We start from the raw sequence: 25,172 nt of genomic DNA on the forward strand, positions 1-25,172 counted from the left end.
ATTGATTTTTTCTTTTTTAAATAAATATACTATTACGGCCATGTTTTGCATGGCCGTTCCCCATTTGCAGGCTGTCGGCGTGCAAGAAATGTCTGTGACATCTTCTATTTGGAAGGTGGTTTTTTCTCTGATTTTTGTTATTGCCTTTATTCCAGCTTGCCTTTGGTTAATGAAACGTTTTCAGTTTGCTCAAATGAAGTTAGGTCAGTCGGATATTAATATTGTCAATGTTCAATCCTTGGGTGCAAAAGAGAAGCTCATGCTTATTGAGGTGGAGGGTGAGCGTCTGTTAATTGGTGTGACATCACATTCTATTTCTCATTTGAGAAGTTTTCCAACTAAGGCCAATTCATTTGCCTCTATGATGGAGCAAGTAGATCGAGAGAGTTCCCGTGATAATAAGAGCAATGGGGATACTGTGTGATTCGCTTTGTTCTTTTGCTAATGTTGGTTAGCCCTGCTATTTCTTGGGCGGAAGTCGGTTTACCAGCAGTCAAAGTAGTGACAAATGCAGACGGTAGCCAAGACTATACGGTTTCGTTGCAAATTCTCTTTATCATGACGGCACTGACACTATTACCAGCGGCTTTAATGATGATGACAGCTTTTACTCGAATTATTATCGTGTTAGCAATTTTGCGCCAAGCAATCGGGCTGCAGCAAACACCTTCTAACCAGATAATGATAGGAATGGCTTTGTTTTTGACCTTATTCATTATGACACCAACCTTAGATAGGGTTAATGAAGTTGCTCTACAGCCATACTTAAAAGAAGAAATGACTTCGATTCAAGCTGTTGAAGCGGCATCTGTTCCTGTCAGAGATTTTATGTTGGCACAAACGAGAGAGGATGATATTGCTCTTTTTGTTAAATTGGCTGGTCGAGAGGGGACGATTCAGTCTATGGAAACACTTCCCTTTACGATTCTAATGCCTGCTTTTGTAACGAGTGAGCTGAAAACGGCTTTTCAAATTGGTTTTATGATCTTTATTCCTTTTTTAATTGTCGATATGGTTGTGGCCAGTGTTTTGATGGCGATGGGTATGATGATGTTGTCACCAATTATTATTTCGCTGCCTTTTAAGATTATGCTTTTTGTTATGGTTGATGGTTGGTCTATGATTATGGGCACATTAGCGGCGAGTTTCGGGATTTAATTATGGATCCTCAAGTGGTACTGAGCTTATACGGGCAGGGGTTTTACTTAATTGTTCTGATCGTTGGTGTTGTGATGGTGCCAAGTTTAATCGTAGGTTTAATTGTTAGTGTGTTTCAAGCTGCAACACAAATTAATGAACAAACACTGTCTTTTTTGCCTAGGTTGATCGTTACTATTTTAGTTATTATGCAGCTGGGGCCGTGGATTTTAATGAAGTTAATGGATTTTACGATCAATTTATTTGTTAATATTCCTATGATAATAGGCTAATGCTAGAAATTAATCCTGATCAATTTTTAAATCTGACGATCAGTTTTCTTTTGCCTTTTTTTCGTATTGGTGCTTTTTTTATGGCACTGCCTTTGTTTGGTAGTCGTTTGGTTAGTCCGCGATTACGCATTGCTTTCTCCTTCCTCGTAGCCATTATTATTACACCTGTTATTGATGTCCCTAATTATGACCCTGTTTCTCCAGCCTATATTGTTCTTATAGCCGAGCAGTTGGTTATTGGTTTTGTGCTTGGTTTTGTCATCACTATATTATTTCAGCTATTTTCGCTTGCAGGGCAGTTGGCTGCGATGGTGGCAGGGCTAGGTTTTGCCATGTCTAATGACCCTGCGAATGGGATTTCTGTTGCAACACTTGGTCAATATTACCTTTCAATGGTGGCGTTGGCCTTTTTGGGGACTAACGGTCATCTAGTGATGATTGAGTATTTGGCTGAAAGTTTTAACTATTGGCCTATTGGTAGTGGTTTTGCTAGTCAGCGCTATTGGCAATTGGTGTTGTTGGGTGGGTGGATGTTTGAGAAGGCTTTGCTTATCGTATTGCCTTTGGCCATTGCTGTGCTGGTCATTAATTTATCTTTTGGTGTGGTTGCTAAGGCGTCTCCTCAGTTAAATGTGTTTGCGCTTGGCTTTCCAATTATAATGTTATTCTCTTTGTTCTTTTTCTGGATTATGTTGGATGATTTCTTGAATATCTACTTGTTATTCTTTGGGGAAATTATTAACTGGATGGACGTTACGTGGGGGATTCATTTAAATGGCTGAGAATGAAGACGGTAGTGAAAAAACCGAAGGTGCCAGTAGTAAGAAACTTCAAGATGCTCGTAATAAAGGTAATTTACCTCGATCTAAAGATCTTAGTTCTGCGTTGTTGTTGATAGTTGCGGCCGCTACTTTATATGGTACCGGAACCTTATTGGCGCGTGATTTGGCGGTATTGTTTAACTTTAACTTTGTTGTTGAACGTTCGGATATATTTGACCTTAGTCGTATGGTTTTTCATCTTTATGTGTCGATCGTCACGATCATGGACTCTATGGTGTTGCTTATGTCCGTTCTGGCTGTAGCGGGTATTGTTGGTAGCATTGCTTTGGGGGGATTGAATTTTGCTTGGGAACCCTTGACACCTAAACTCAGTAAAATGAGCCCTATAGCGGGCCTGAAGCGGATGTTTTCAGTCCAGTCTTTGGTTGAACTTCTGAAGGCTATTGCAAAAGTGACGCTTGTCGGCGTTGTTGCAACATTAGTTTTGAATTATTTTTTGCCAGAAACGCTAGGGCTGACGTTCCAATCGATCCAGCTGGCTATTGCTCATGGTGTTGATATTGTTGTCTGGTCCTTCATCTTTGTGACTCTTGCTTTGGCGCTAATTGCGGCTATTGATGTGCCTTTTCAGGTTTGGTCTCATAAAGAAAAGCTTAAAATGACGAAGCAGGAAGTTAAAGACGAATTTAAACAACAAGAAGGTGATCCTTTGGTACGAGGACGAATTCGTCAAATGCAGCGACAAGCGGCTATGAATCGAATGATGTCAGATGTGCCAAATGCAGATGTCATTATTACGAATCCGACACATTTCTCTGTGGCGTTAAAGTACGATCAAACGGGTGGTGTGGCGCCAGTTTTGCTCGCGAAGGGTGGTGACTTCATTGCGTTGAAAATCCGTGAAGTTGGCAATCACTATGATATCCCTGTGATACAATCGCCAGGATTAGCAAGGGCTGTATATCATCATACTGAGATTGGTGATGAAATACCTCAAGGCTTATTTAAAGTAGTGGCTCAGCTGTTGGCTTATGTGTATCAGTTACGTAATGCTCGTACTGGTGCGCCACGACCTGAAGTTATGCCCAATTTGGATGTGCCTGATGAATTTCAGTGGGATGGTAGTTAATTGTGCGTCGTATTTTTTTCTTCCATAGGGATGTTGTGTGAATTTTGACCGTGGTCAGCTTGCAGGGCAGGTTCAAGGTATTTTTAGTGGGAATCTAGGTATTCCTATTTTGTTGTTGTCGCTTTTGGCGATGATGATCTTACCTATACCTGCATTTTTGCTAGATGTTCTTTTTACTTTTAATATTGCCCTTGCCATTGTCGTGTTGTTGGTCGCTATTTATTCAATGCGACCTTTAGATTTTGCTGTTTTTCCTACTGTTTTACTTGTTTCTACATTAATGAGGCTTGCGCTTAACGTGGCTTCAACGCGAGTGGTCTTGCTTAATGGTCATGAGGGTGGGGACGCAGCGGGTAAGGTAATTCAAGCGTTTGGCGAAGTGGTTATTGGTGGCAACTACGTTGTTGGTTTTGTTGTTTTCGCGATTTTGATGATTATCAACTTCGCGGTAGTGACAAAAGGTGCTGGTCGTATTTCTGAGGTGAGTGCTCGATTTACCTTGGATGCAATGCCAGGCAAGCAGATGGCTATTGATGCAGATTTAAACGCTGGCATGATTGATGCTGAGCAGGCTAAAGAGCGCCGTATTGAAATAGCTTCTGAGGCTGAATTTTATGGCTCCATGGACGGTGCTTCTAAGTTTGTAAAAGGTGATGCGGTTGCTGGATTATTAATACTTGGCATTAACATTATTGGCGGCCTTTCTATTGGTATGGCGCAACATGACCTTTCTTTTTCAGAGGCAATTGAGCGGTATTCATTATTAACCATCGGTGACGGCTTGGTTGCGCAGCTGCCTTCACTTATGTTGTCGACTGCAGCGGCGATCATGGTTACTCGGGTTAATGAGACTGGCGACATGGGGTCGCAAATCGTTCGGCAAATGTTCGGTTCGTCAAAAGCTTTGTATGTTGCAGCCGGTGTTATGACGGTTATGGGGATCGTTCCTGGTATGCCGCATTTCTCCTTCTTGTCGCTGGCGGCTTGCTTGGGGGGGCTTGCTTATTATCTTGAATACCGGAAGAAACAAAAATCCGCCCAAGGGCAAAAAGGTAGTAAAAGCAAGGCGTCTGCTGATAGTGCTGCGCCGACTGAAGTAAAAGACCTTAGTTGGGATGACGTGGCTCCTGTTGATATGCTTGGATTAGAAGTGGGGTATCGTTTAATACCGCTTGTTGATAAAACCCAAGGTGGTGAGCTATTAGCTCGGATAAAAGGTGTGCGTCGTAAGTTATCTCAAGATTTAGGTTTCTTAGTGCCCAGTGTTCATATCCGAGACAATTTGGACTTAATGCCTAATGCATATAGGGTCACTCTTATGGGGGTGAGTTTGGCTGAAGCAGAGGTTCACCCCGATAAAGATTTAGCGATTGATCCTGGGCAGGTGTTTGGAACTATTGACGGGATTGCTGGTAAAGATCCGTCGTTCGGTTTGGACGCAGTGTGGATTGACCCTAAGAAAAGGGATCAGGCTCAAACCTTTGGGTATACGGTTGTTGATGTAAGTACGGTCGTGGCGACTCATATTAATCAGATCATGCATAAGCATGCGTATGAGTTGATTGGTCATGATGAGGTTCAGCAGTTGTTAAGCTTATTAAAACAATATAATCCTAAGTTAGCTGAAGAGTTAGTGCCGAATACTGTGCCATTGAGTGTTCTTCTTAAGGTCTTGCAGAATTTATTGATTGAAGGGGTTCCTCTTAGGGATATGCGAACCATTTCTGAATCAATAATGGGTGTGCAGCCTAAGACTCAGGATCCTATGATATTGACAGCAGCCGTTCGCACATCCTTATCGCGGTTAATTATTCAAACATTAGCGGATGGGGTTGATGAAATACCAGTTTTGACGCTTGAACCTCAGTTAGAAAAAATGCTCATGCAGACGGTTCAGCAAAGTCAGCAGTCTGGTATTAAAAATGAGGAGGCGCTTATTTTAGAGCCGCAAATGGCGGAGCAATTACAAGCTTCTCTTCGTCAATCGGCGGAGCAGCAAGAGGCGATGGGAAATACGCCTATTTTGATTGTATCTGCGCCTATACGGCCTATGTTAGCGCGCTTTATGCGTTATGGTATGGTCAACATGTCGGTTCTTTCTTATCAAGAGGTGCCAGACCATAAACGTATTACTGTTGTGGGTGTTATTGGTCAATAAGATCTACCTATCGAGGCAGTAGATTGTATCTATATTTATTGGAATCTTTCGGGTAAGCTATGGATTTGTAAGAAAAATAAACTGGAAGGATTAAGTTATTCATGCAAATTAGGCGGTTTCGAGCACCTGACATGCGGCAAGCGATACGGAAGGTCCGTGATGCTGTGGGCCCTGATGCAGTCATTTTGTCAAATCAACGTCTGCCTACAGGCGAGATCGAAATAGTTGCCGCTTTGGATTATGACGGATCTTTACCTTCCAGCATGACCTCTAAGCGTTCGTCAGCTCCTCGCTCTGAACCGTATGCAGACCCTAGCTCGGATTACTTAGAGCGTATAGAGAGGGCAAAGCAGCAGACAGCACCTCAAACTAATACTTCCAGTATTAAATCTGAACAGTTCAATAAGTCTTCTACAGCACAGTTTGATATGCCTCCACTAGCTGAAGATAAAGAAGACCCTCGGGTGGAAGAGGCCCTATCTGTACGAAATAATGATAGTGCCAAGCAATTGCGTGAGATGGAATTAGAACTTCAAAATGTCCGTGCTATGTTGGAGCGGCGTCAGAATGAAGGTAGCAACGATTCCAAGATAAGCGCAGTTGAGCAGAGAGCCCGTGAAAAATTAAAGGGATTGGGGTTGTCTGAGTTTGTCGTTTCTAGGTTGATAGATGATATCGATTTAAAAGGACGGGAGGATGACTGGAATCGTCTTCTTGCGCATTTGGCTGATTATATCCCTGTTCGTTCAAGCTCTACTGAGCTTAAAGGCTGTATTGCGTTTATGGGGCCAACAGGTGTTGGTAAAACAACCTCTATAGGTAAGATCGCTGCTCAGCATGTATTAAAGCATGGTTCTGAAGGGGTGGTGTTAATTACAACAGACAGTTATCGTATTGCGGCACATGAACAACTAAGAACCTTTGGTCGTATTCTGAATGTGCCTGTCGAAGTGGTTAATGAGTATTCGGATTTAAATGAAGTATTAGCAAAATACGCACATTACTCTTTAGTTCTTGTTGATACTGCTGGAATGAATCCAAGAGACTCTAATCTTGAGCGACAGCTTCTGATGATGAAGCGAGCAAGGGCTAGTCTTAAAAAGTTGCTAGTATTACCTTGCACAAGTCAAAGGCAAGTATTAAAAACAGTTGTCGATATTTACTCTCAAGTTCAATTAGATGGTTGTGTTTTGAGTAAACTGGATGAATCAGCTTCACTTGGCGAGGCGATTAGTGTAGTTATTGAAGAGGGCTTACCTGTCGTATATATAGCAGATGGCCAGCGTATACCTGATGATATTGAGCCAGCTAGAGCGCATAACTTAATTAGTCGAGCTGTTTATACAGCGGAGCATTATAGTCAGCTCTATGGGTCATTAAAGTATGGTAGTTAGTAAAGATATGTTATTTCTGAAAGCGTTACGCTGAACTATGTAGTACAGTTTGATTAGCGCAACTAACTTAAATAGTAAAGGTTGCTTAGAATATTTTATGCAGACCAAAAATGGATACAATACATACTCTAAAAAAGCGGCGCTTTCGATTGATTCGATTGTTGAGCAGTATGGGTATTTGGTAAAAAAAATTGCCTATCACCTATTGGCTCGATTGCCCGATAGTGTCGATATAGATGATTTGACTCAGGCCGGTATGATGGGATTGATTGAAGCCTATAAGCGCTTTGAGTCCACCAAAGGTGCCAGCTTTGAAACCTATGCAGGTATTCGTATTCGCGGCTCTATAATGGATGAGGTGCGAAAAACGGACTGGGCACCGCGTTCTGTTAGACGAAATGGAAGGGCGGTTACTAATGCCATTAAAGAATTAGAGGCCAAATTAGGGCGTGAGGCCTCCGATATGGAGGTGGCTGCTCACATGGGTATTAGTATGGGGGAGTATCATGAAATGATTCATTCCTCTATGTCTACTCAGTTATTTAGCTATGAAGAAATGCTAGACTCTGATACAACTAATTTAGAATATATTGATTCAGAGTTTGAAAATGCACCTTACTCTTTAGTTGAAGAAGGTGGTTTTCAGAGTCAATTAGTAAAAGAGATTGACACTCTTCCTGAAAGAGAAAAATTGGTTTTATCTCTTTACTATAACGAAGAGTTAAATTTAAAAGAGATTGGCGCTGTTTTAGGTGTCAGTGAATCAAGAGTCAGTCAAATCCATAGTCAAGCGGCTATGCGATTGCGAGCTCGATTAAGTGATTGGCGAGATTAAATTATGAGTTTTGAAATATTACCTTTTGGGTGTGGAGGGTGCATTGGATAAAAACATGAAGATCCTGATTGTTGATGATTTCTCGACAATGAGACGAATCATTAAAAACTTACTACGGGATTTAGGGTTTACCAATACGGTTGAGGCGGATGATGGAACGACTGCGTTACCTATACTTCAAGGTGGAACAATCGATTTTCTTGTAATCGACTGGAACATGCCGGGTATGACAGGTATTGAATTGCTTCGTGCAGTTCGTGCTGATGAGAAATTGAAAAGTATCCCTGTTCTCATGGTAACCGCAGAAGCTAAACGTGATCAAATTATCTCTGCAGCTCAAGCAGGAGTGAATGGTTATGTTGTTAAGCCGTTTACCGCAGTTGCTCTCAAAGAAAAAATTGAGAAAATATTCGAACGAATAGACGCTGCAAAATAGGGGCTTTAGATGTCAAATGTATTGGGCTCTGGATTAGTGGAATTTGAAAGTCTAGTAAAAGACGGTGCTGTAGAACTGTTAAACCACCTTGAAGTGGGTGATTTTGGTGCTGCTATTAAAATAATCCAAGAATTAAGCGAGGCTCGTCATAATAGCTTCTATAACGAAGTGGGTCATTTGACGCGGAGTTTGCATGATGCTATTCGTGATTTTCAAGTTGATTCTATAGATTTGGTTGTTGGTGAGGGCGGGCGTGATTCTGCAACAAAAATCACCGATGCTTCAGATCGATTGAATTATGTTATTGAGACGACCAGTGCTGCAGCCAATAAAACCATGGATATGGTTGATAGTAGCGTTCCTGTGGCCAGTGAATTACAGAGTCAGGCTAGAGAACTACGAAAAGATTGGAGTCGCTTAATACAGCGTGATTTAACACCACAAGAGTTTCGAGACTTATACAAGCGCATAGATGTCTTTTTATCGTATGCGGATGATTGTGCCACCACTTTGCATTCAAACCTCAACACAATTCTTCTAGAGCAGGGTTATCAAGACCTAACAGGTCAAGTGATCGCTAGAGTGAATGATTTAATTCGAGATGTAGAAGAAAAACTTGTGCATCTCGTTGCTGTTGCTGGACGCGTTGATAGTATCTCTGGAATTGAACATCAAGAGAAGGAATCTGAACACGATGATACTCGTGGACACGGTCCAGCTATCAATAAACAAAACAAGCCTGAAGTACTGAATAGTCAAGACGAAGTAGACGACTTGCTATCAAGTCTTGGTTTCTAGAAGGGGCTGAGGATGAGTTTCGAAGTCGATGAAGAGATTCTACAGGATTTTTTGGTAGAAGCTGGTGAAATTCTTGAACAGCTTTCCGAGCAATTAGTAGATTTAGAGCAAAACCCAGATGATAAACCACTGCTTAATGCGATTTTTCGTGGTTTTCATACCGTCAAAGGCGGTGCGGGTTTTTTGCAGTTAACTGCTTTGGTTGATTGCTGCCATTATGCTGAAAACGTTTTTGATATTTTAAGAAATGGCCAGCGTAAAATAGATTCTGATTTAATGGATATTGTTTTACAGGCTCTTGATGCTGTAAATGAAATGTTCGACGCCGTGCGGGCTGGCGGTGAGCCAGAACGTGCTTCGCCAGAGTTGATTTCGGCACTTAGTGCTTATGCAACACCTCCTACTGCGGAGGAACTTGCAGGTGAAAGTGAGCCAGAGGGCGTTGTTGCTGAAGATCAAGGTGATGATTCGGTTGGGGGGGATACTGATGAACCTGTTGATATTTCTGACGATGAATTCGAATCTTTATTAGATGCTCTGGGAGATACATCATCTGATGATGCATCACCTAAAAGCAGCGCAGCTCCAAAAACGGATGACGAAATTACAGAGGATGAGTTTGATGCATTGCTCAATCAACTTCATGGTAGCAGTGCGCCTGGAATAAATGATGAGCCAGCAGACAATTCTTCACCAAGCGCGGTTTCCTCTGATGAAATTACAGAAGATGAATTTGAAGAGTTACTTGATAAGCTTCATGGCGAAGGATCAACTTCAAATAAAACAGAAGATAAATCAGCAAAAAATGTTGATGAACCGAAAGTCGTTACGCCTGCTGGTGCAGATTCTAATTTGATTACGGAAGATGAATTTGAATCTCTACTAGACACTTTACAGGAAAAAGGGGAGGCGAAGAAAACTGAGAAACCAGCGTCTAAACCTGAGCCGAAAGTTGCTTCAGCTAAGCCCAAATCAGCGCCTAAACCTATTCCGAAGCCTTCAGCTAAAGCGCCGGAACCTGAGGCAGATCAAGTCAAAGAAAAAACGGCCAATGCGCCTGTTACTCAAGAAACCACGGTCCGAGTCGATACTAAGCGCCTAGACGATATAATGAACATGGTGGGTGAGCTAGTGTTGGTTCGAAATCGCCTTGTTCGACTAGGTCTTCAAAGCGAAGATGAGTCGATGGGTAAAGCGGTATCAAACCTTGATGTTGTCACCGGGGATTTGCAGAACGCAGTAATGAAAACGCGCATGCAGCCCATTAAGAAAGTATTTGGGCGCTTCCCGCGTGTCGTTCGAGATCTCGCTCGTAGTATGAAGAAAGAGGTTAATCTTGTTCTTCGTGGTGAAGATACGGATTTGGATAAAAATTTAGTTGAGGCGTTAGCTGACCCACTAGTGCATTTGGTGCGAAACTCAGTTGACCATGGTGTGGAAGGCCCAGATGCTCGAGAAGCTAATGGTAAACCTCGCGTAGGGACTGTAATTTTATCTGCGGAGCAGGAAGGTGATCATATATTGTTGTCCATCGAAGACGATGGTGCTGGTATGGATGCTGACCATCTTCGTGGAATCGCTGTTAATAAGGGGTTGATGGACGCTGATGCTGCAGATCGATTATCTGATGAAGAAGCATTTAACCTGATTTTTGCACCTGGTTTTTCTACAAAAGTAGAAATTACTGATGTGTCGGGACGTGGCGTTGGGATGGATGTGGTGAAAACCAAAATATCTCAATTAAATGGTACTCTAGAAATCAAATCGGTTCTTGGTCAAGGTTCACGCTTTATTATTAAAGTGCCATTAACTCTAGCCATCATGCCAACTTTAATGGTAACGCTTGGAGATCAAGCTTTTGCATTTCCATTGGTTAGCGTTAATGAAATTTTTCATCTTAATTTGAAAAAAACCAATATAGTTGATGGGCAGCAAGTTGTTGTTATTCGTGGAAAAACTTTGCCGATATTCCATCTGAAAAGTTGGTTGGTTAAGGGGAGTAATAAAGACGATCTACCAGCAGAAGCTCATGTTGTTGTTGTACAAGTGGGTATGAATGAAGTCGGTTTTGTTGTTGATCAGTTAGTTGGTCAGGAAGAAGTGGTTATAAAACCATTAGGGAAAATGTTGCAAGGTACCGCTGGTGTGGCTGGTGCAACAATTACCGGTGATGGTCGTATTGCATTGATTCTGGATGTACCTAGTATGCTTAAAAGCTATGCATCAAGGTAGTAAGCTTTTCATTTAGGGGATGTGATATGCCTGTAAAGGTACTTGTTGTTGATGATTCTGGTTTTTTTAGGCGTCGTCTTGTTGAAATTTTCGAAGCAGATCCTCGCTTAACGGTAGTTGGGACTGCTAACGACGGAAGGGAAGCAATAGATAAAGTTCAGTCTTTATCTCCTGATGTTGTGACTATGGATTATGAGATGCCTGTATTGGATGGTATCGCTGCTGTAGTTAATATAATGAAGCTTAAGCCGACACCAGTGCTAATGTTCTCTTCATTAACCCATGAGGGTGCGAAAGTTACACTAGATGCTTTAGAGGCTGGTGCTGTTGACTTTATGCCGAAGAATTTCGAGGATATCTCTCGTGATTCAGCGGTGGTTAAGCGAGCATTGGTTGAGCGTGTATTGGCGGTTGCTAGAACGCGTTTAGCGGGTAGCAGAAAGCCAGTTGAAGCTCTTGCCCCACGAGAAGCGCCTAAGCCAATTGTGACTGAGCGTGGGGTTATCATCCCTCGTGCTAGAAAACGAGTTAGTCTTATTGCTATCGGAACCTCTACTGGTGGCCCTATGGCCCTTCAGGCCGTATTGAGTAAATTGCCTAAAGACTTTGCGGCGCCTCTGGTTATAGTTCAGCATATGCCCGCTGCTTTTACGGGGGCTTTTGCTGAGCGATTAAACAACATCTGTCAGATTACGGTTAAAGAAGCTAAAGATGGAGACCGTCTGCAAGCTGGAGTCGCTTTGCTCGCACCAGGAGGAAAGCAAATGATGATTGACCCTCGAAACGGTGGTTGTGTCCGTATACTTGATGGTGATGAGAGGCTTAATTACAAGCCATCTGTCGATGTGACATTTGGTTCTGCATCGAAATGCTATCCTGGTAAAGTCTTGTCTGTTGTGATGACTGGAATGGGCGTAGATGGTCGTGAAGGTGCTCGGATGCTGAAGAGTTCTGGTTCAAGGGTTTGGATTCAAAGTGAAGAATCCTGTGTCATTTATGGTATGCCGATGGCCATAGAAAAGGCAAATTTAGCGGATGAAATTATCGATTTAGAGCATATTGGTGAACGCATTGCACGCGAGGTCAACTAGTGGATTTTGTTACCTTAGCGGGCCTTTTAATTGCGTTTAGTTCAGTATTTCTTGCAAACTGGTTAGGAGGAGGTGAAGTCATCCTTCTTCTTAACTTACCTTCTGCAATTATTGTTATTGCTGGAAGTATCGGTGCCTCGTTAATTCAAAGCAGTATTCAAGAGGCGGTACGGGCTCTTGTTTTGATCAAGTGGAGTCTCTTTCCTCCTATTTATGATTTCAACTCTGCTCGGGCGACATTAAATAACCTTGCCCATAAGGCCAGAAGGCTTTCTCTACTTGCTTTAGAATCTGACATTGAAGCATTAAATAGTCGTTTTTCTAGCCGAGCGTTGCAAATGGCCATTGATGGAACAGACCCAGATCTATTGGCTGATCGGCTACATGACGACGCTGTCCGGATTTATGATAAACGAATGAAAAGTGTGTCTTTTATAGAGTCTATCGGTGGCTACGCCCCTACTTTAGGGATTATGGGGTCCGTGCTTGGGCTAATCCAAGCGATGGCGAATTTAGACAGTCCAGAAGCGTTGGGGCATGGTATTGCCGTTGCTTTTGTTTCCACCCTTTATGGTCAGGGCTTTGCAAATTTGGTCATCTTTCCAATTAGTAAAAAATTAACAGGCTACGTAGATAAGGAATTGCTTTACCATCAATTACTCATTGATGGTATTTGTGGTATTGCCATTGGTAAACACCCTTATAGGCTAGAGTTAGAGCTTAATACCTATGAGTGATGCTCCTTCTCGGTCATCAAGGCGTCGTGTGGTAACTAGGTTGCCACCTTCAAGTGCCCAGGGTCGAGATCGTTGGATATTGTCTTACGCTGATTTTATTACTTTATTATTCGCCTTTTTTGTTGCTCTCTATTCTTTGTCGTTGAAAAATGCTGGAGATGAGCAGCGTTTGAAAGAAACGCTTCATGGCGTTTTCGATGCCGTACAAAAATCTATTAAGCCTATCAATATTGGCGAACCTATTGTTGGTGAGCCGAAAGATATAGAAGTGGTTGAGACAAAACCTATTCCGGCCGCCCCCCCCACGATTGAAGAAAGCAATTCCTCTGCTGTTTACGATTTATTAAGCCAAGTTGTAGAAAATCAATTTTCAGGACTGCATGCAACGGGTCAGATATCGGTTACAGAGTCGGCTAATTGGGTAAGTTTGGAGTTAAAGTCAGGTTTATTATTTGGTCAAGGTGAGTACGATTTAACAAATGAAGCGGTAGCGCTGCTGATCCTAGTCGCTAATATTCTTAAAGTGCACCCATCAGTGATATTGGTTGAGGGTAATACTGATGATTTACCTGTTAACTCAAGTCGTTTGGTTTCGAATTGGCATTTGTCCAGCTTACGCTCTTCTTCTGTAGTGGATGAGTTGGTTTATAGAGGGGTTGATCCTAAAATGATTGCACCCTTAGGATTTTCTAGTGAGCACCCAAAAGTCAGAAATACGAATGACTATGCTCGCCAGCAAAATAGACGGGTAATATTGCGAATTAGTAAGCGTGAGGCTGAAAATCTCTATGATTACTTGTTTAAATAACGTGTTACTGTATATGATTGCAAAGAATTCGTAAGCAAAATAACAGCATAGGATATCAGGGGACTCAGAGTGCACATTTGGGCAGTGGCGAATCAGAAAGGCGGCGTTGGCAAAACGACCACAGTGGTTTCCTTAGCGGGGTTGTTGGCTGATGCTGGTAATCGGGTATTAATGATTGATCTTGATCCTCATGGGTCATTGACCAGTTATTTTCGTTTTGACCCAGACTCGATAGAAAAAAGCGCTTATAACCTTTTTCAAGTGACTGGGAAAATATCTAAAGATTTACCTGCTTCTTTAATCTTAGAAACAGGTCACCCAAATTTGTCTTTGTTGCCTGCATCTACTGCCTTGGCTACTTTGGAGCGTCATGCTCAAGCTCAAGGTGGCATGGGGTTGGTAATATCAAAAACGCTGGCTATTTTATGGGATGATTACGATTATGTATTAATCGACAGTCCGCCGGTGCTCGGCGTATTGATGATTAATGCCTTGGCGGCTTGTCAGCAGCTGATTATACCCGTACAAACAGAGTTTTTGGCTATTAAAGGTTTGGAGAGAATGGTTCGAACATTAACTATGATAAATCGTGCAAGAAAACGCCCTGTACCATTTTTGATAGTCCCTACATTGTTTGATCGACGCACTCAGGCATCCAATAAAAGCTTACGCAGTTTAAAAGATACTTATGAAGAGTTGGTGTGGCATTCTGTAATACCGGTGGATACAAAATTAAGAGACGCTAGTACAGCAGGTATCGCTCCTTCGGCACTGGATCCGAATGCTCGAGGGGTTAAAGCTTACACAAGTCTGATGGATTCTTTGCTGAACCCAGCGGGATAGTAATAGTTTATGAAAGATACAAAGAATAAAGAGCAGGCTTTAATAGGACCTCAAATGGCGGTTCAACGTTATCTTGATGACTTATTACAAGAAGCGACTACAGAAAAGCCTGTTGATGGTGCAGAGGGTGCTCGTGATACAGAGTCAGTTGATTCTGTTGTTGTCACATCTGATTCGATATTGAGCGAAGATGAACTGTCTTCTCTAGATGCGTCCTTTAAAGATTTTGAAGATGCAATTTCTACGCACACCGATGACTTGCCAGCGATTGCAGAAGAACCAAATATTGATCAGCCAGAGCCAGAGCCAGAGCCGGTTACAAAGATTTCTAAAACAGATCCTTTGCCATGGGCGACAGGCCGATTTGAATGCTTACTTTTTCATGTAGGCGGTCTGAAAATGGCGGTGCCATTGGTTGAGTTAGGCGGAATTTTTCAAAGTGGAAAAGACAAGTTAACCTCAATTTTTGGTCAGCCGGATTGGTTTATGGGGGTGGCTAATGTTGGGGAATTTAATCTTCGGACTGTCGATACTGCTTTGTGGGTGATGCCTAATCATTATGATGGCGAGTTAAAAGAAAAGTTTAAATTTGTTATTCAGCTGGATCGTTCTGATTGGTGTGTTGCATGTGAGCATGTTGCAGAGGCAATCACTTTAGAGCCGTCACAAGTAAAATGGCGAAGCGATAGAAGCAAACGCCCTTGGTTGGCTGGCACAGTAATTGATCATATGTGTGCCATACTGGACGTACAAGGGTTTATAGAATTGTTAGATGACCCAAAAAATGGGTTTAAGAACACACTAAAATAATTTTGATGATCATTTTTTGATCTTTGGAGATGTGTAATGGCGACTAGCATAGCGTTAAAGACTGCAAAACAGTCAGAAGATCCAATGTTGCAGTGGGTAACTTTTCGCTTAGAGAATGAAATTTATGGCGTAAATGTTATGCAAGTAAAAGAGGTTTTACGTTATTCTGAAATAGCGCCAGTTCCTGGTGCGCCTAATTTTGTATTAGGTATCATTCATTTGCGCGGTACGGTTGTTACCGTCATAGATACCTGCCAGCGATTTGATTTACCTTCGGGCGAAATCACAGATGCGACGCGTATCATGATCTTGGAAGTGGAAGGTCATGTTATTGGAATCCTGGTCGATGCTGTGTCTGAAGTGGTTTATCTTCGCCAGTCTGAAATTGAAGCATCACCAAATGTTGGTAATGATGAATCCTCTAAGTTTATCCAAGGGGTTTGTCATAAAAATGATATTTTATTGATTCTTGTCGATCTTGATAAGCTGTTATCAGAAGATGATTGGTCTGAAGTAGGATCAATGTAAGTAACTAAGGTAGTTGTACTAGATGGAATCTCAATGGTTATTTAACCTTCTTCTGATGCTTCAATTTGTGATCTTGATTGCTGTTGTCGTATGGGCCTTTCGACTATCAAAAAGTCTAAAGCAAACGAAGCGTCAGCACGCAGAAGCGGAGTTGAATCAAAAAAAACAAGTTCAAGTACTTGCCTCAGGCTCAATCGGGATGGGGCGGCGCTTAGTCGCTATTGAGAAAAAGCTAAACCTTGCTGTTGAGAAGCAATCTGAAATTTTGTCAAAAGAAGGTAGTGTGTCATACAATCGCGCTATGGAACTTTTGGGGATGGGGGCTACTATAGATGATCTGGTTTCTAAATGCGGCCTCATCCGAGCAGAAGCAGAACTGATTAGCCTATTAAAACAAGAGTCTCGAAAAAATTCAGATTACCACTGATGGTTCTTGATCTTATGTGCGAAAGCGATGATTTCAGCGACTGCCAAGTATAAAGATTCTGGGATTTCTTCTCCTAATTCCAAGGTGCTGAGCATTTCAACCAACTCAGGACTTTGGTGCAATACCACATCGTTTTCTCTTGCGACTTCCATTATTTTTTCTGCAAGCAAGCCACTGCCTTTGGCTGTAACGGTTGGGGCCGTGTTGTAATCGTACTTTAGCGCTATCGCTTTTTGCATTATGTTCTCACGTCGATTAAAGATTGAGTTTTGATTAAATCATTCTTTTCTTCTCTGTCTAGCTTTGATTGAAAAGTGTCCAGCCTTTCAACTTCAATGTCTTTATCCTTTAATTGTTGTTTTAGTGAGGGTAAGTTTCTTTGTAATTTCTGTACTGTTTCAGGGTCCTCTGCCGCAAAGATAATGCCTACTTTATTGGCTTGAATGCTTGCTCTCGCATCAAACCTTCCCGTTTCTTCGAAATCAAACTTCAATTTTACTAGCCAGCGCCTGTCCCGTTTCGGATCATCTTTTGTGCTTGAATCTTGGTTTATTTCTATTCGAGTTAAATGATGAGTTTGGCCGTCTTTTATAGGAAGCTCTATGTGCAAAGGATAATGAGCTGAGCCTATTTGAATCGGATCTGTCATGTGTCTTAGCTGATTCGTCGTAATGCGTTCAATGGCATTAGCTATCTGTTCTGTAGGAATATTGTTGCCTGCAGCATTACCGAGGCGCAATACACCAGTACTTTCTTGTATGTCTTTTAATCGTTCTAGATTGAGCTTTAAGTCGACAGGTAACTGCAATTTATTGTCATTTAATAGTAGTGATTCAGAAAACAAACCGCTGGATTGGATGGCTTGTTTCATTGTTTCTGGTGAAGCGGTTAATGTGGCTAAATTAGGTAAACTTTGCACCAGTTGTTTGAGTGCTTGCTGTGTCTTTGGAGGCAGAGTTGAGGGCGATGCTTCATTGAGTGTCTGTAATTGCTTAACGAGTTGAGACATATCATTGAATGACAGTTGCTTTGGTAGGCTTTGTTTTAACGCATCTAGTTGAGGCGTCGTTGTCGTGCTCAAATTGGCTTTTGGCGGTAACGCTTGTAGATTGTTATTTGCATCGACAAGGACTCGAATGACATCGCCTTTTTTTAGTGCTGTCTGGCTAATAATAGGGAACTCTGTCTTACCGTCGGTGACGGTGACGAGCTGACTCTTACTCAGTATATTGTTTGTTGGTGGCGTGTCTGTTTTTTGTGTGTTGTTTTGCGGTGTATTGACGACCTGAGTATTTGCCGTTTGAGTTTGAGGCGAATTAGTTACTTGAGTATTTTCTTTGGGGTGACTAAGTGGTTGTTGAGTGATACTTGGCTGAGAGTTAATGGTCTGGGCGCTTGGGGGTATATTTGTGGAAGTCGGTGTTGAAACAACGGTTAAATTTACGACTCTGGATGCCAATATTAAATTTTCTATTGGTTTTGTTTGAGGAGATAGTGGGTTCGATTCCATTGGGCGCGACGAAGGTGTCAGACGTGAAAATGTTTCGGTTGGCGCCGTCAAGCTTGCTTGGGTTTGACTGGTTTTATTTAATTGAGCATTGGTTATGTCGTTAATGCTAATAGGTGTGCCGGTGTTGATCAAAGTGAATGGTTGCTGGAGACTTGAAGCGTGCAACAGTTGAACAGGCTTACCTTGAAAATTAAGTGTCTCACTGCCTTGAAATTTGATTAAGCTTAAATTTTCTATGAGTTTGATTTCGCTGCTCAGCTTCGCGAGTGTACCTGCATTGCCTAATGTGACATTGCTGCTGACATTACTTTGCTTGCCTGATGATGGGTTAAGCATAGATTGGATGTCAGAGATCATATAGCCTGCCTATTGGTTCGTTATTTCAGAAAGATTCTCATATAATGAGCGAGCTTTGTTTTTACCAAATAATGGTTATGTTGACCTTTATATCGGCCGGACTGGATAAATCTTTTGCACTCTTATGTTTCTTTAACAATATCAGACCTTTGGATTGAACGTGACGAAAGAGACCTGTGTAAAGGGCTTTCTTTTGAGGTTCATTCAGGTGACGTGCTTCGGGTCTTGGGTGAGAACGGTGCGGGTAAAAGTTCTTTGTTAAAAGTGATAGCAGGTGTGATTACCCCGTTAGAAGGGAAAATACACTATTCGGGAAAAGACGTGACACAAGATCGCAGTTTGTTGCAGGAAAATACGCTTTATATTGGCCATTTCGCCGGTGTGAAGCGTCTTTTAACCGTTGAGGAGAACCTTCGATGGTATTGTCCAACTGTCTTGTCAAGCGAGTTAGAGTGTACGTTAACACATTTAGGTTTGCTGTCTTTCCTCGATTCACCAGTGCAAACTCTATCTGCAGGGCAAGTTAGGCGCGTGGCGTTGGCTCGTTTATGGTTGAGCAAAAAAGCACTTTGGCTGCTTGATGAACCTTTTGCGTCTTTGGATGACAAAGGCATTGTCATATTAGAAGATCATATTCGACAGCATGTCTCTTTAGGTGGTTTGGTCGTGCTAACAACACATCAAAATTTGCGCTCTATTTCTTCTCGTGATGTTGTTTTGTCGCTATGACTTATACCTCTTTTTTGAAATCTGAACTTTTAGTGTTGTGGCGTCGAAAACAAGACGTGGTTAACGCGGTGTTGTTTTTTATTTTGGTGGTGGCATTGTTTCCCATTGGTGTAAATTCGTCACCTGAGTTCTTGTCTCCTGCATCAGGTGGCATTATTTGGTGTGCGGCCGTGTTGGCTATTTTGATGGCAATAGAAGGAGTCTTTAAAGAGGATTATCTTGATGGCTCCTTGGAGCAATTGGTGGTCAGTGGTTTGTCTTTGCCATTGTTGATGTTACTCAAAGTCGTCGCGTTATGGGTGAGTGTGGTTATACCGTTACTGCTGGTAATGCCGTTATTGAGCGAAATGCTGTCTTTACCAAGTGGGGCCTTTTGGGTGTTGATCATGACATTGCTTGTGGGAACCCCCTGTTTATTTTTTATTGGTATTATTGGCTCTGCTTTAACCGCATCGTTAAAACAAAGTGCCATGTTGGTGATGTTGTTGATCTTGCCGTTTTATTTCCCCATCATTATTTTTGCAACCTCAGCTGTTCAAGCAGCTCAAGTTGGTTTGCCTTATTCAGGGCTGTTGGCCATGTTGCTGGCGATGTCTTTGTTGTCTTTAGTGTTTTCGCCTTTTATGACGGCGATTGCGATAAAAGCGAGTGTTAGCTGATGCGCTGGGTGTGGTTTCATAAATTGGGTTCGCCAAAATATTTTTATTTTTGGTCTAAACCGTTGGCGTTACCGTTATTTTGTTTAGGTTGTCTTTGTCTTGCTGTTGGGTTGGTCTGGGGGCTTGTTTTTGCCCCGGCTGATTATCAGCAAGGTAACAGTTTCCGTATTATTTATATTCACGTGCCTGTGGCGATGCTGGCTCAGTCTTGTTATTTCGCCTTGGGCGTTGCGGGCTTTGTTTATCTTGTTTGGCAAATGAAAATAGCCCCTATTTTTATTAAATCGATGGCGCCCATTGGTGCGGTGATGGCCCTTATTGCTTTGGTTTCTGGTGCTATTTGGGGGAAACCTACTTGGGGCACTTGGTGGATATGGGACGCTAGGTTGACGTCTGTGTTGGTACTGTTTTTATTGTATATGGGGATTATTGCACTGCAAAATGCCTTAGATGACGTAGTGTTAGCCAACAAAGCAACGGCTGTCGTTAGTGTGGTTGGACTGATTAATTTGCCGATTATCAAGTATTCGGTGGTGTGGTGGAATACGTTGCATCAGGGTGCAACCTTTACTTTGATGGAAAAACCGGCGATGCCGGCAGTAATGTGGATACCGTTGCTAATCTGTGTTGTGGGGCTTTATTGTTTTGTGGCTAGTTTGGTTCTGTGGCGAATGCAGTCTGAGATAATGCAGCGTGAACACCGATCTAGTTGGGTGAAGCAAGAGGTAATGTACAACAATGGCTTTTGATACGTTTTTCGATTTTTTAGCGATGGGAAGGCATGGTTCCTATGTGTGGTCTGCTTATGGGTTTAGTATATTTGCCTTAATAGCGCTGACGTGGAATACCTTGGCTAAACGTCGCAAGATACGAGACACGCTTGTTAAACGCTATTTGAGGAATCCAACGCGCTCATGAACCCAGTAAGAAAAAAACGCCTGTTGGTTATCATGGTGATCGCCATTATTTTGAGTGCTGCCACCGGATTGGTGATGTACGCCCTACAGCAAAATATCAACTTATTTTATTCACCTTCCCAGATTGCTACAGGTAAAGCGCCTCAAAATATCAATATTCGAGCCGGTGGCATGGTGGTGAAAGGCAGCGTAAAGCGTCATTCAGAAACGCTTTACGTGTCGTTTGACGTAACGGATTTCCAACATAAGGTCACCATTACATATCAAGGCATCTTACCTGACTTGTTTAGAGAAGGTCAGGGAATTGTGGCGCAAGGTAAGCTAAACAACGAAGGCGTTTTTCAGGCTAATCAAGTGCTGGCTAAACACGATGAAAATTACATGCCGCCAGAAGTGTCAGAAGCGCTGAAAAGCGCACAAAATGCAACGCAAACAAAGACAGTAACCGAACAATCTATTTATTAGTTTAGGCTTTTTATGCTTCCTGAAATTGGTCAGTTTTCACTGATACTATCACTGTTTTTTGCTTTGACATTGGCGGTTGTTCCACTGATTGGGTATTGGACTAACAATCGCCTCTTATTGGAAACGGCTCGCCCGCTGACCTTCATTATGCTTATTTTGGTGGCGATTAGTTTCGTCATATTGAGTGTGTCTTTTATTACTGATGACTTCTCTGTTTTATACGTTAGTCAAAACTCCAATAGCCAGTTACCTATCTGGTATAAATTCAGCGCGGTGTGGGGTGGTCACGAAGGCTCATTATTGCTCTGGGTGCTAATCTTATCAGGGTGGTGTGCTGCCGTTGCTTTTAAAATACGAACATTACCTGAAGACGTTGGCCCCGTTGTTTTAGCGGTATTAGGGGTTGTGAGTTCAGGGTTTCTGTCTTTTCTACTTTTTACCTCTTCACCTTTTGCTCGTTTATTACCTGATGTCCCGGTCGATGGCGGCGACTTGAATCCGCTCTTGCAAGATTTTGGTCTGATTGTTCATCCGCCAGTATTGTATATGGGTTATGTTGGATTCTCTGTTGCTTTTGCTTTTGCGGTGGCTGCATTGATTACGGGCAACTTGAACTCTTCTTGGGCTCGTTGGGCTAGGCCTTGGACAGCGGCGTCTTGGGCGTTTTTGACGCTGGGTATCACGCTAGGAAGTTGGTGGGCTTATTATGAGTTGGGCTGGGGCGGTTGGTGGTTCTGGGACCCTGTTGAGAATGCCTCGTTTATGCCTTGGCTTGCGGGAACCGCTTTATTGCATTCGTTAGCAGTGACAGAGAAGCGAGGTGTTTTTAAAAGCTGGACTGTATTGTTGGCTATTTTCACCTTTAGCCTTTCTTTGTTGGGCGCATTTTTAGTTCGCTCTGGTGTGCTGACGTCGGTGCATTCTTTTGCGGCAGATCCAACACGCGGTATTTTTATTTTGGGTTTACTGTTGGTGTTGGTCGGCGGCAGTTTACTTTTGTATGCTATTCGTGCGGCTCAGGTGAAATCCACCGTATCTTTTGGTTTGACTGGGCGAGAAGCGTGGTTGTTGTTGAACAATATTCTATTAACCGTATTAACGCTTACTGTTTTATTAGGCACTTTATATCCTTTAATTTTTGATGCCTTGGGACTTGGTAAAATTTCGGTTGGCGCGCCTTATTTTAATAGCGTATTTACGCCCATTGCGTTGTTGCTCATTGTTTGTATGGCTGTTGGGCCTTTGTCTAAGTGGCATAATACGCCACTCAGTGTTTTTTTTATTCCTTGTCTATCATCGGTGATTTTGTCGGCGCTAATTTCTGCCGCCTTGGTTTATTGGTATGATTTTGGACTTTTGGCTTGGATTAGTTTCACTGTTGTTTTTTGGGTGGTTTGTTTGTCTTTTGCTGATTGGTTCGGCAAAGTATCGGCTGGCACAAAGGGTATCATTCCGCGGGCACGTCAGTTGCCGAGAAACTATTACGGAATGTTACTGGCCCATCTTGGTATGGTTGTCAGTTTAGTCGGGATTGTGCTGGTTAGCATCAACAGTCAAGAGTCTATGTTGCGTTTGTCGCCTGGTGAAAGTACGAGTATGGCGGGTTATGAATTTAGGTTTGATCGATTAGAGCAGGTTAAAGGCCCTAATTATGTAGCAGATAGAGCGCATTTTTCAGCATATAAAGCTGGCGAACCGGTGGCGGTGCTTTACCCTGAAAAACGCTTATTTACGACACGACAACAAGTGATGACTGAGGCCGCATTAGACGCGGGTTTTACACGAGACTTATATATTTCTCTGGGTGAAAAGTTGGATGGTTCCGCGTGGGGGGTGAGGATTTACGTTAAGTCCTTCGTCCGCTGGATATGGTTAGGTGGTTTAATGATGATGGTGGGCGGATTGTTAGCCGCGCTTGATAAACGCTATCGAAGGCGAGCAGAGTAATAGAGATGCGTAAAGTACTGCTTTTTATACCATTGGTTCTTTTTTTAGTATTGGGCGCCATTTTTTATCTGCAATTGGGGAAAAATACCCAATACATGCCTTCGGCATTAGTAGGAGAAAAAGTCCCTGACTTCACATTAGTCTCACTAGAAACAGATCAACTTGTTACGCAAGAGGATTTGCCAGATGGCCCTTATTTGATTAACTTCTGGGGAACCTGGTGTCCGGCTTGCCATTTAGAGCATCCTTTTTTGGTCGAACTTGCGGATGAAGGCGTTATCATTATTGGTATTGATTACAAAGATGAAAAAAATCTAGCGCAGCAATGGTTGGTGCAAAAAGGTAATCCTTATGCCAATGTGTTGATGGATGAAATAGGACACTTTGGTGTAGATATGGGCGTGACGGGGGCGCCAGAAACGTTTGTTGTGGATCGTTCTGGGATGATTGTTTATCGGCACCAAGGTGTGATTAATGCTCAAAATTGGCCGGTCATAAAAGGCCATTTGAAATGATGATGTTTAGATGGTTTTTATTATTTATAATTTTTGGTTTTACTCTACCTAGTATGGCTGAGGAGTTGATATCATTTAGTTCGTCGTTGAATCAAACTCGTTATCAAAGTTTGGTCGAAGAACTGCGTTGTCCTAAGTGTCAGAATCAGAACTTGGCGGATTCAGGTTCAGGTATTGCGGTGGATTTGCGTGAGCAGGTTCACCAGATGATTGAGCAAGGTAAAACGGATCAGGAAATTGTTGATTATATGGTTGCTCGTTATGGCGCGTTTGTGTTGTATCGTCCACCGCATTCTTCGGCGACATTTTTGCTTTGGTATGGCCCTTTTATCTTACTCGGACTTGGCTTACTGGTATTTGTTTTTGTAGTGATGGCGAACCGTAAAAGACGTGGAGTATCGTCATGATAATGGCTTATTTAGTGATGGCGGCAATGCTCACGCTGAGTATCTTGTTTCTTTATGGTTCAGTGCTAAAGCGTCTTCGTTCCCTCAAGAAACTGGATTTGCTGGCCTTTGGTAAAGTGCGTCGACAGGAAATAGCCGAAGAGCTGGAAGCGGGGCGCCTAACGTCTAATGAGTCGGTACAGCTTTTAATAGATGTTGATCATGAAAGTGAGCAGCAAGCATCGAATAGAAAGTACATTCTTCATATCGGCACCCCGCTTGCTCGGTGGGTTATGCTGGGTGTTGTGGCTGTACTGGTGTTGGGGAGTGTGAGCCTTTATCAGCGGATGGGGTATGCTAAAGAGGTGATTTTTACACAAGATTTGCAAACCCAAGGTCTTACGCCTCAAAAAGTAAGCGACTTCCTTCAGTATCGTAGCCGACGTTATGGAAGTGTTGAAGATTGGTATTATGAAGCGACCGATGACGTAAGTGCAGGCAGATACAATGAGGCAGTGGTCGCTTTTGAAAAAGCGCTTGAGGCAATGCCAAGAGAAGCGGACGGTAGAGTGAATTTATTGGTGGAATACGCCCAAGCGATTTTTTATGCGAATGGCAATCAAAGTTCGAAAAAAATGCAAAAAACGGTTGATGCTATTCTTGAACAAGCGCCGACCGAGGCCATCGCGCTTGGCTTAAAAGGAGTTGCAGAATTTGACCAAAAAAACTATCTAGGCGCCGTCTTAGCGTGGCAAGAAGCCATCCGCTATAATTCTAATTCTGCCGAACGTATCGCGTTACTATCTGCCATTACCAAGGCTCGTGACGTCGGTGCGATAGATTATCGACAAGTTGCCCCTATCATTACTCATCAGTTAGCAATGAAAGTTGAATGGGATAAACGTAACCTTCACTGGCTAAAAGACGATATTTTGCTGGTGTACGCGTTAGCAAAAGGGCAAAAAATGCCGGTGGCAATACAAAGAGTGTTTCCAGAGGATTTAGAGCAACCTATTTTATTAACCAATTTAGACGCGGTTATGCCAACGGTAACGCTAGCGCAAATCGACAAAGTCGATATTGTCGTGAAATTGTCGAATATTAATGACAATGATCTTACAAAAGGTCGAATAATCGGTATAAAGCGTGGTCTACTTACAAATACTAAAGAGATTTTCGTAATCAACGTGGCCTTGTAATTGAATCCTAGGCCGCTTCGTTTGATAATACAGTCAACTTAAATTGATGC

Annotated in this window: 29 protein-coding genes; 27 read left to right on the forward strand and 2 right to left on the reverse strand. The window is 42.5% G+C overall.

The features are described from left to right. Position 1: 1 nt before the first annotated feature. The 18 genes from fliO (at position 2) to MP3633_RS04325 (ending at position 16,438) form a co-directional block, all read left to right on the forward strand. On the forward strand, positions 2-424 hold the full coding sequence (fliO, locus tag MP3633_RS04240; RefSeq protein WP_244959832.1) for a flagellar biosynthetic protein FliO: 423 nt from the start codon (positions 2-4) through the stop codon (positions 422-424). Continuing rightward, positions 421-1,158: a flagellar type III secretion system pore protein FliP gene (gene fliP / locus MP3633_RS04245; RefSeq protein WP_112140550.1), complete on the forward strand. Its 738-nt coding sequence runs from the start codon at positions 421-423 to the stop codon at positions 1,156-1,158. Before fliO ends, fliP begins: the two co-directional genes overlap by 4 nt. A 2-nt stretch (positions 1,159-1,160) precedes the next feature. Beyond that, entirely contained in the window at positions 1,161-1,430 is a 270-nt protein-coding gene (fliQ, locus tag MP3633_RS04250) for a flagellar biosynthesis protein FliQ (protein WP_112140548.1), read from the forward strand. Then, positions 1,430-2,212 (forward strand): flagellar biosynthetic protein FliR, encoded by a 783-nt coding sequence (fliR, locus tag MP3633_RS04255; protein WP_112140546.1) that lies wholly within the window; start codon positions 1,430-1,432, stop codon positions 2,210-2,212. Before fliQ ends, fliR begins: the two co-directional genes overlap by 1 nt. Continuing rightward, entirely contained in the window at positions 2,205-3,341 is a 1,137-nt protein-coding gene (flhB, locus tag MP3633_RS04260; RefSeq protein ID WP_112140544.1) for a flagellar biosynthesis protein FlhB, read from the forward strand. The genes fliR and flhB overlap by 8 nt, the downstream gene beginning before the upstream one ends. 37 nt (positions 3,342-3,378) lie before the next feature. Then, the gene (flhA, locus tag MP3633_RS04265) at positions 3,379-5,499 is read left to right on the forward strand and encodes a flagellar biosynthesis protein FlhA (RefSeq protein WP_280526401.1); all 2,121 of its coding nucleotides are present in this window, start codon (positions 3,379-3,381) and stop codon (positions 5,497-5,499) included. 131 nt (positions 5,500-5,630) lie between these two features. After that, entirely contained in the window at positions 5,631-6,893 is a 1,263-nt protein-coding gene (flhF, locus tag MP3633_RS04270) for a flagellar biosynthesis GTPase FlhF (RefSeq protein WP_244959940.1), read from the forward strand. A 97-nt stretch (positions 6,894-6,990) separates the two neighbouring features. Then, entirely contained in the window at positions 6,991-7,728 is a 738-nt protein-coding gene (locus MP3633_RS04275; RefSeq protein ID WP_176334604.1) for an RNA polymerase sigma factor FliA, read from the forward strand. Positions 7,729-7,783: 55 nt separating this feature from the next. Beyond that, positions 7,784-8,164, forward strand: coding sequence for a chemotaxis response regulator CheY (locus MP3633_RS04280; RefSeq protein WP_425324755.1), 381 nt, complete (start codon positions 7,784-7,786; stop codon positions 8,162-8,164). A gap of 9 nt (positions 8,165-8,173) precedes the next feature. Further along, positions 8,174-8,962 (forward strand): protein phosphatase CheZ, encoded by a 789-nt coding sequence (locus MP3633_RS04285; protein ID WP_176334606.1) that lies wholly within the window; start codon positions 8,174-8,176, stop codon positions 8,960-8,962. Between the two features lie 12 nt (positions 8,963-8,974). Beyond that, on the forward strand, positions 8,975-11,194 hold the full coding sequence (locus MP3633_RS04290; RefSeq protein ID WP_176334607.1) for a chemotaxis protein CheA: 2,220 nt from the start codon (positions 8,975-8,977) through the stop codon (positions 11,192-11,194). Between the two features lie 26 nt (positions 11,195-11,220). Beyond that, positions 11,221-12,285 carry a protein-glutamate methylesterase/protein-glutamine glutaminase gene (locus MP3633_RS04295; RefSeq protein WP_112140529.1) on the forward strand — a complete coding sequence of 355 codons (1,065 nt, stop codon included), beginning with the start codon at positions 11,221-11,223 and terminating at the stop codon, positions 12,283-12,285. Continuing rightward, positions 12,285-13,022: a flagellar motor protein gene (locus tag MP3633_RS04300; RefSeq protein ID WP_176334608.1), complete on the forward strand. Its 738-nt coding sequence runs from the start codon at positions 12,285-12,287 to the stop codon at positions 13,020-13,022. Before MP3633_RS04295 ends, MP3633_RS04300 begins: the two co-directional genes overlap by 1 nt. Beyond that, entirely contained in the window at positions 13,015-13,830 is an 816-nt protein-coding gene (locus MP3633_RS04305) for a flagellar motor protein MotB (protein WP_176334609.1), read from the forward strand. Before MP3633_RS04300 ends, MP3633_RS04305 begins: the two co-directional genes overlap by 8 nt. 69 nt (positions 13,831-13,899) lie before the next feature. Then, positions 13,900-14,673, forward strand: coding sequence for a ParA family protein (locus MP3633_RS04310; RefSeq protein WP_176334610.1), 774 nt, complete (start codon positions 13,900-13,902; stop codon positions 14,671-14,673). A 9-nt stretch (positions 14,674-14,682) separates the two neighbouring features. Further along, on the forward strand, positions 14,683-15,483 hold the full coding sequence (locus tag MP3633_RS04315) for a chemotaxis protein CheW (protein ID WP_176334611.1): 801 nt from the start codon (positions 14,683-14,685) through the stop codon (positions 15,481-15,483). Between the two features lie 36 nt (positions 15,484-15,519). Further along, entirely contained in the window at positions 15,520-16,011 is a 492-nt protein-coding gene (locus MP3633_RS04320) for a chemotaxis protein CheW (RefSeq protein WP_112140519.1), read from the forward strand. 22 nt (positions 16,012-16,033) lie between these two features. Further along, entirely contained in the window at positions 16,034-16,438 is a 405-nt protein-coding gene (locus MP3633_RS04325) for a DUF2802 domain-containing protein (RefSeq protein WP_112140517.1), read from the forward strand. Here the strand turns inward: MP3633_RS04325 and MP3633_RS04330 are convergent. Together MP3633_RS04330 and fliK are read right to left on the reverse strand one after the other, a co-directional pair. Beyond that, a complete protein-coding gene (locus MP3633_RS04330; RefSeq protein WP_176334612.1) occupies positions 16,429-16,677 on the reverse strand; it encodes an EscU/YscU/HrcU family type III secretion system export apparatus switch protein in 249 nt (82 codons plus the stop codon). The genes MP3633_RS04325 and MP3633_RS04330 overlap by 10 nt on opposite strands. Next, positions 16,677-18,305, reverse strand: a complete 1,629-nt coding sequence (gene fliK, locus MP3633_RS04335) for a flagellar hook-length control protein FliK (RefSeq protein ID WP_176334613.1) — start codon at positions 18,303-18,305, stop codon at positions 16,677-16,679. Before fliK ends, MP3633_RS04330 begins: the two co-directional genes overlap by 1 nt. A 114-nt stretch (positions 18,306-18,419) precedes the next feature. On the opposite strand from fliK, the gene ccmA reads away from it, so the two are divergent. Genes ccmA through MP3633_RS04380 form a run of 9 tightly spaced genes read left to right on the forward strand, consistent with a single transcriptional unit; the run spans position 18,420 to position 25,122 of the window. Beyond that, positions 18,420-19,034 carry a cytochrome c biogenesis heme-transporting ATPase CcmA gene (gene ccmA / locus MP3633_RS04340; protein WP_176334614.1) on the forward strand — a complete coding sequence of 205 codons (615 nt, stop codon included), beginning with the start codon at positions 18,420-18,422 and terminating at the stop codon, positions 19,032-19,034. Then, entirely contained in the window at positions 19,031-19,693 is a 663-nt protein-coding gene (ccmB, locus tag MP3633_RS04345; protein WP_176334615.1) for a heme exporter protein CcmB, read from the forward strand. The genes ccmA and ccmB overlap by 4 nt, the downstream gene beginning before the upstream one ends. Further along, complete coding sequence (locus tag MP3633_RS04350) at positions 19,693-20,442, forward strand: heme ABC transporter permease (RefSeq protein ID WP_176334616.1); 750 nt, start codon at positions 19,693-19,695, stop codon at positions 20,440-20,442. Before ccmB ends, MP3633_RS04350 begins: the two co-directional genes overlap by 1 nt. A gap of 22 nt (positions 20,443-20,464) precedes the next feature. Further along, positions 20,465-20,611: a heme exporter protein CcmD gene (ccmD, locus tag MP3633_RS04355; protein WP_244959942.1), complete on the forward strand. Its 147-nt coding sequence runs from the start codon at positions 20,465-20,467 to the stop codon at positions 20,609-20,611. After that, the gene (gene ccmE, locus MP3633_RS04360) at positions 20,608-21,075 is read left to right on the forward strand and encodes a cytochrome c maturation protein CcmE (protein WP_176334618.1); all 468 of its coding nucleotides are present in this window, start codon (positions 20,608-20,610) and stop codon (positions 21,073-21,075) included. The genes ccmD and ccmE overlap by 4 nt, the downstream gene beginning before the upstream one ends. Before the next feature lie 12 nt (positions 21,076-21,087). Further along, a complete protein-coding gene (locus MP3633_RS04365) occupies positions 21,088-23,022 on the forward strand; it encodes a heme lyase CcmF/NrfE family subunit (RefSeq protein ID WP_176334619.1) in 1,935 nt (644 codons plus the stop codon). A 5-nt stretch (positions 23,023-23,027) separates the two neighbouring features. Further along, positions 23,028-23,537 carry a DsbE family thiol:disulfide interchange protein gene (locus MP3633_RS04370; protein WP_176334620.1) on the forward strand — a complete coding sequence of 170 codons (510 nt, stop codon included), beginning with the start codon at positions 23,028-23,030 and terminating at the stop codon, positions 23,535-23,537. Beyond that, on the forward strand, positions 23,534-23,944 hold the full coding sequence (locus MP3633_RS04375) for a cytochrome c-type biogenesis protein (protein WP_244959836.1): 411 nt from the start codon (positions 23,534-23,536) through the stop codon (positions 23,942-23,944). The genes MP3633_RS04370 and MP3633_RS04375 overlap by 4 nt, the downstream gene beginning before the upstream one ends. After that, positions 23,941-25,122: a tetratricopeptide repeat protein gene (locus MP3633_RS04380; RefSeq protein ID WP_244959838.1), complete on the forward strand. Its 1,182-nt coding sequence runs from the start codon at positions 23,941-23,943 to the stop codon at positions 25,120-25,122. The genes MP3633_RS04375 and MP3633_RS04380 overlap by 4 nt, the downstream gene beginning before the upstream one ends. Positions 25,123-25,172 lie beyond the last annotated feature (50 nt).

The sequence above is a fragment of the Marinomonas primoryensis genome, from assembly GCF_013372285.1.
Classification (GTDB): Bacteria; Pseudomonadota; Gammaproteobacteria; order Pseudomonadales; family Marinomonadaceae; genus Marinomonas; species Marinomonas primoryensis.

Bases quoted from the DNA above. Each gene is read 5' to 3' on its own strand.
- fliQ (WP_112140548.1), top strand. From the start codon at position 1,161: ATGGATCCTCAAGTGGTACTGAGCTTATACGGGCAGGGGTTTTACTTA.
- fliR (WP_112140546.1), top strand. From the start codon at position 1,430: ATGCTAGAAATTAATCCTGATCAATTTTTAAATCTGACGATCAGTTTT.
- flhB (WP_112140544.1), top strand. From the start codon at position 2,205: ATGGCTGAGAATGAAGACGGTAGTGAAAAAACCGAAGGTGCCAGTAGT.
- flhF (WP_244959940.1), top strand. From the start codon at position 5,631: ATGCGGCAAGCGATACGGAAGGTCCGTGATGCTGTGGGCCCTGATGCA.
- MP3633_RS04275 (WP_176334604.1), top strand. From the start codon at position 6,991: ATGCAGACCAAAAATGGATACAATACATACTCTAAAAAAGCGGCGCTT.
- MP3633_RS04280 (WP_425324755.1), top strand. From the start codon at position 7,784: ATGAAGATCCTGATTGTTGATGATTTCTCGACAATGAGACGAATCATT.
- MP3633_RS04285 (WP_176334606.1), top strand. From the start codon at position 8,174: ATGTCAAATGTATTGGGCTCTGGATTAGTGGAATTTGAAAGTCTAGTA.
- MP3633_RS04290 (WP_176334607.1), top strand. From the start codon at position 8,975: ATGAGTTTCGAAGTCGATGAAGAGATTCTACAGGATTTTTTGGTAGAA.
- MP3633_RS04295 (WP_112140529.1), top strand. From the start codon at position 11,221: ATGCCTGTAAAGGTACTTGTTGTTGATGATTCTGGTTTTTTTAGGCGT.
- MP3633_RS04305 (WP_176334609.1), top strand. From the start codon at position 13,015: ATGAGTGATGCTCCTTCTCGGTCATCAAGGCGTCGTGTGGTAACTAGG.
- MP3633_RS04315 (WP_176334611.1), top strand. From the start codon at position 14,683: ATGAAAGATACAAAGAATAAAGAGCAGGCTTTAATAGGACCTCAAATG.
- MP3633_RS04320 (WP_112140519.1), top strand. From the start codon at position 15,520: ATGGCGACTAGCATAGCGTTAAAGACTGCAAAACAGTCAGAAGATCCA.
- MP3633_RS04325 (WP_112140517.1), top strand. From the start codon at position 16,034: ATGGAATCTCAATGGTTATTTAACCTTCTTCTGATGCTTCAATTTGTG.
- MP3633_RS04330 (WP_176334612.1), bottom strand. From the start codon at position 16,677: ATGCAAAAAGCGATAGCGCTAAAGTACGATTACAACACGGCCCCAACC.
- fliK (WP_176334613.1), bottom strand. From the start codon at position 18,305: ATGATCTCTGACATCCAATCTATGCTTAACCCATCATCAGGCAAGCAA.
- ccmB (WP_176334615.1), top strand. From the start codon at position 19,031: ATGACTTATACCTCTTTTTTGAAATCTGAACTTTTAGTGTTGTGGCGT.
- MP3633_RS04350 (WP_176334616.1), top strand. From the start codon at position 19,693: ATGCGCTGGGTGTGGTTTCATAAATTGGGTTCGCCAAAATATTTTTAT.
- ccmD (WP_244959942.1), top strand. From the start codon at position 20,465: ATGGGAAGGCATGGTTCCTATGTGTGGTCTGCTTATGGGTTTAGTATA.
- ccmE (WP_176334618.1), top strand. From the start codon at position 20,608: ATGAACCCAGTAAGAAAAAAACGCCTGTTGGTTATCATGGTGATCGCC.
- MP3633_RS04365 (WP_176334619.1), top strand. From the start codon at position 21,088: ATGCTTCCTGAAATTGGTCAGTTTTCACTGATACTATCACTGTTTTTT.
- MP3633_RS04370 (WP_176334620.1), top strand. From the start codon at position 23,028: ATGCGTAAAGTACTGCTTTTTATACCATTGGTTCTTTTTTTAGTATTG.
- MP3633_RS04375 (WP_244959836.1), top strand. From the start codon at position 23,534: ATGATGATGTTTAGATGGTTTTTATTATTTATAATTTTTGGTTTTACT.
- MP3633_RS04380 (WP_244959838.1), top strand. From the start codon at position 23,941: ATGATAATGGCTTATTTAGTGATGGCGGCAATGCTCACGCTGAGTATC.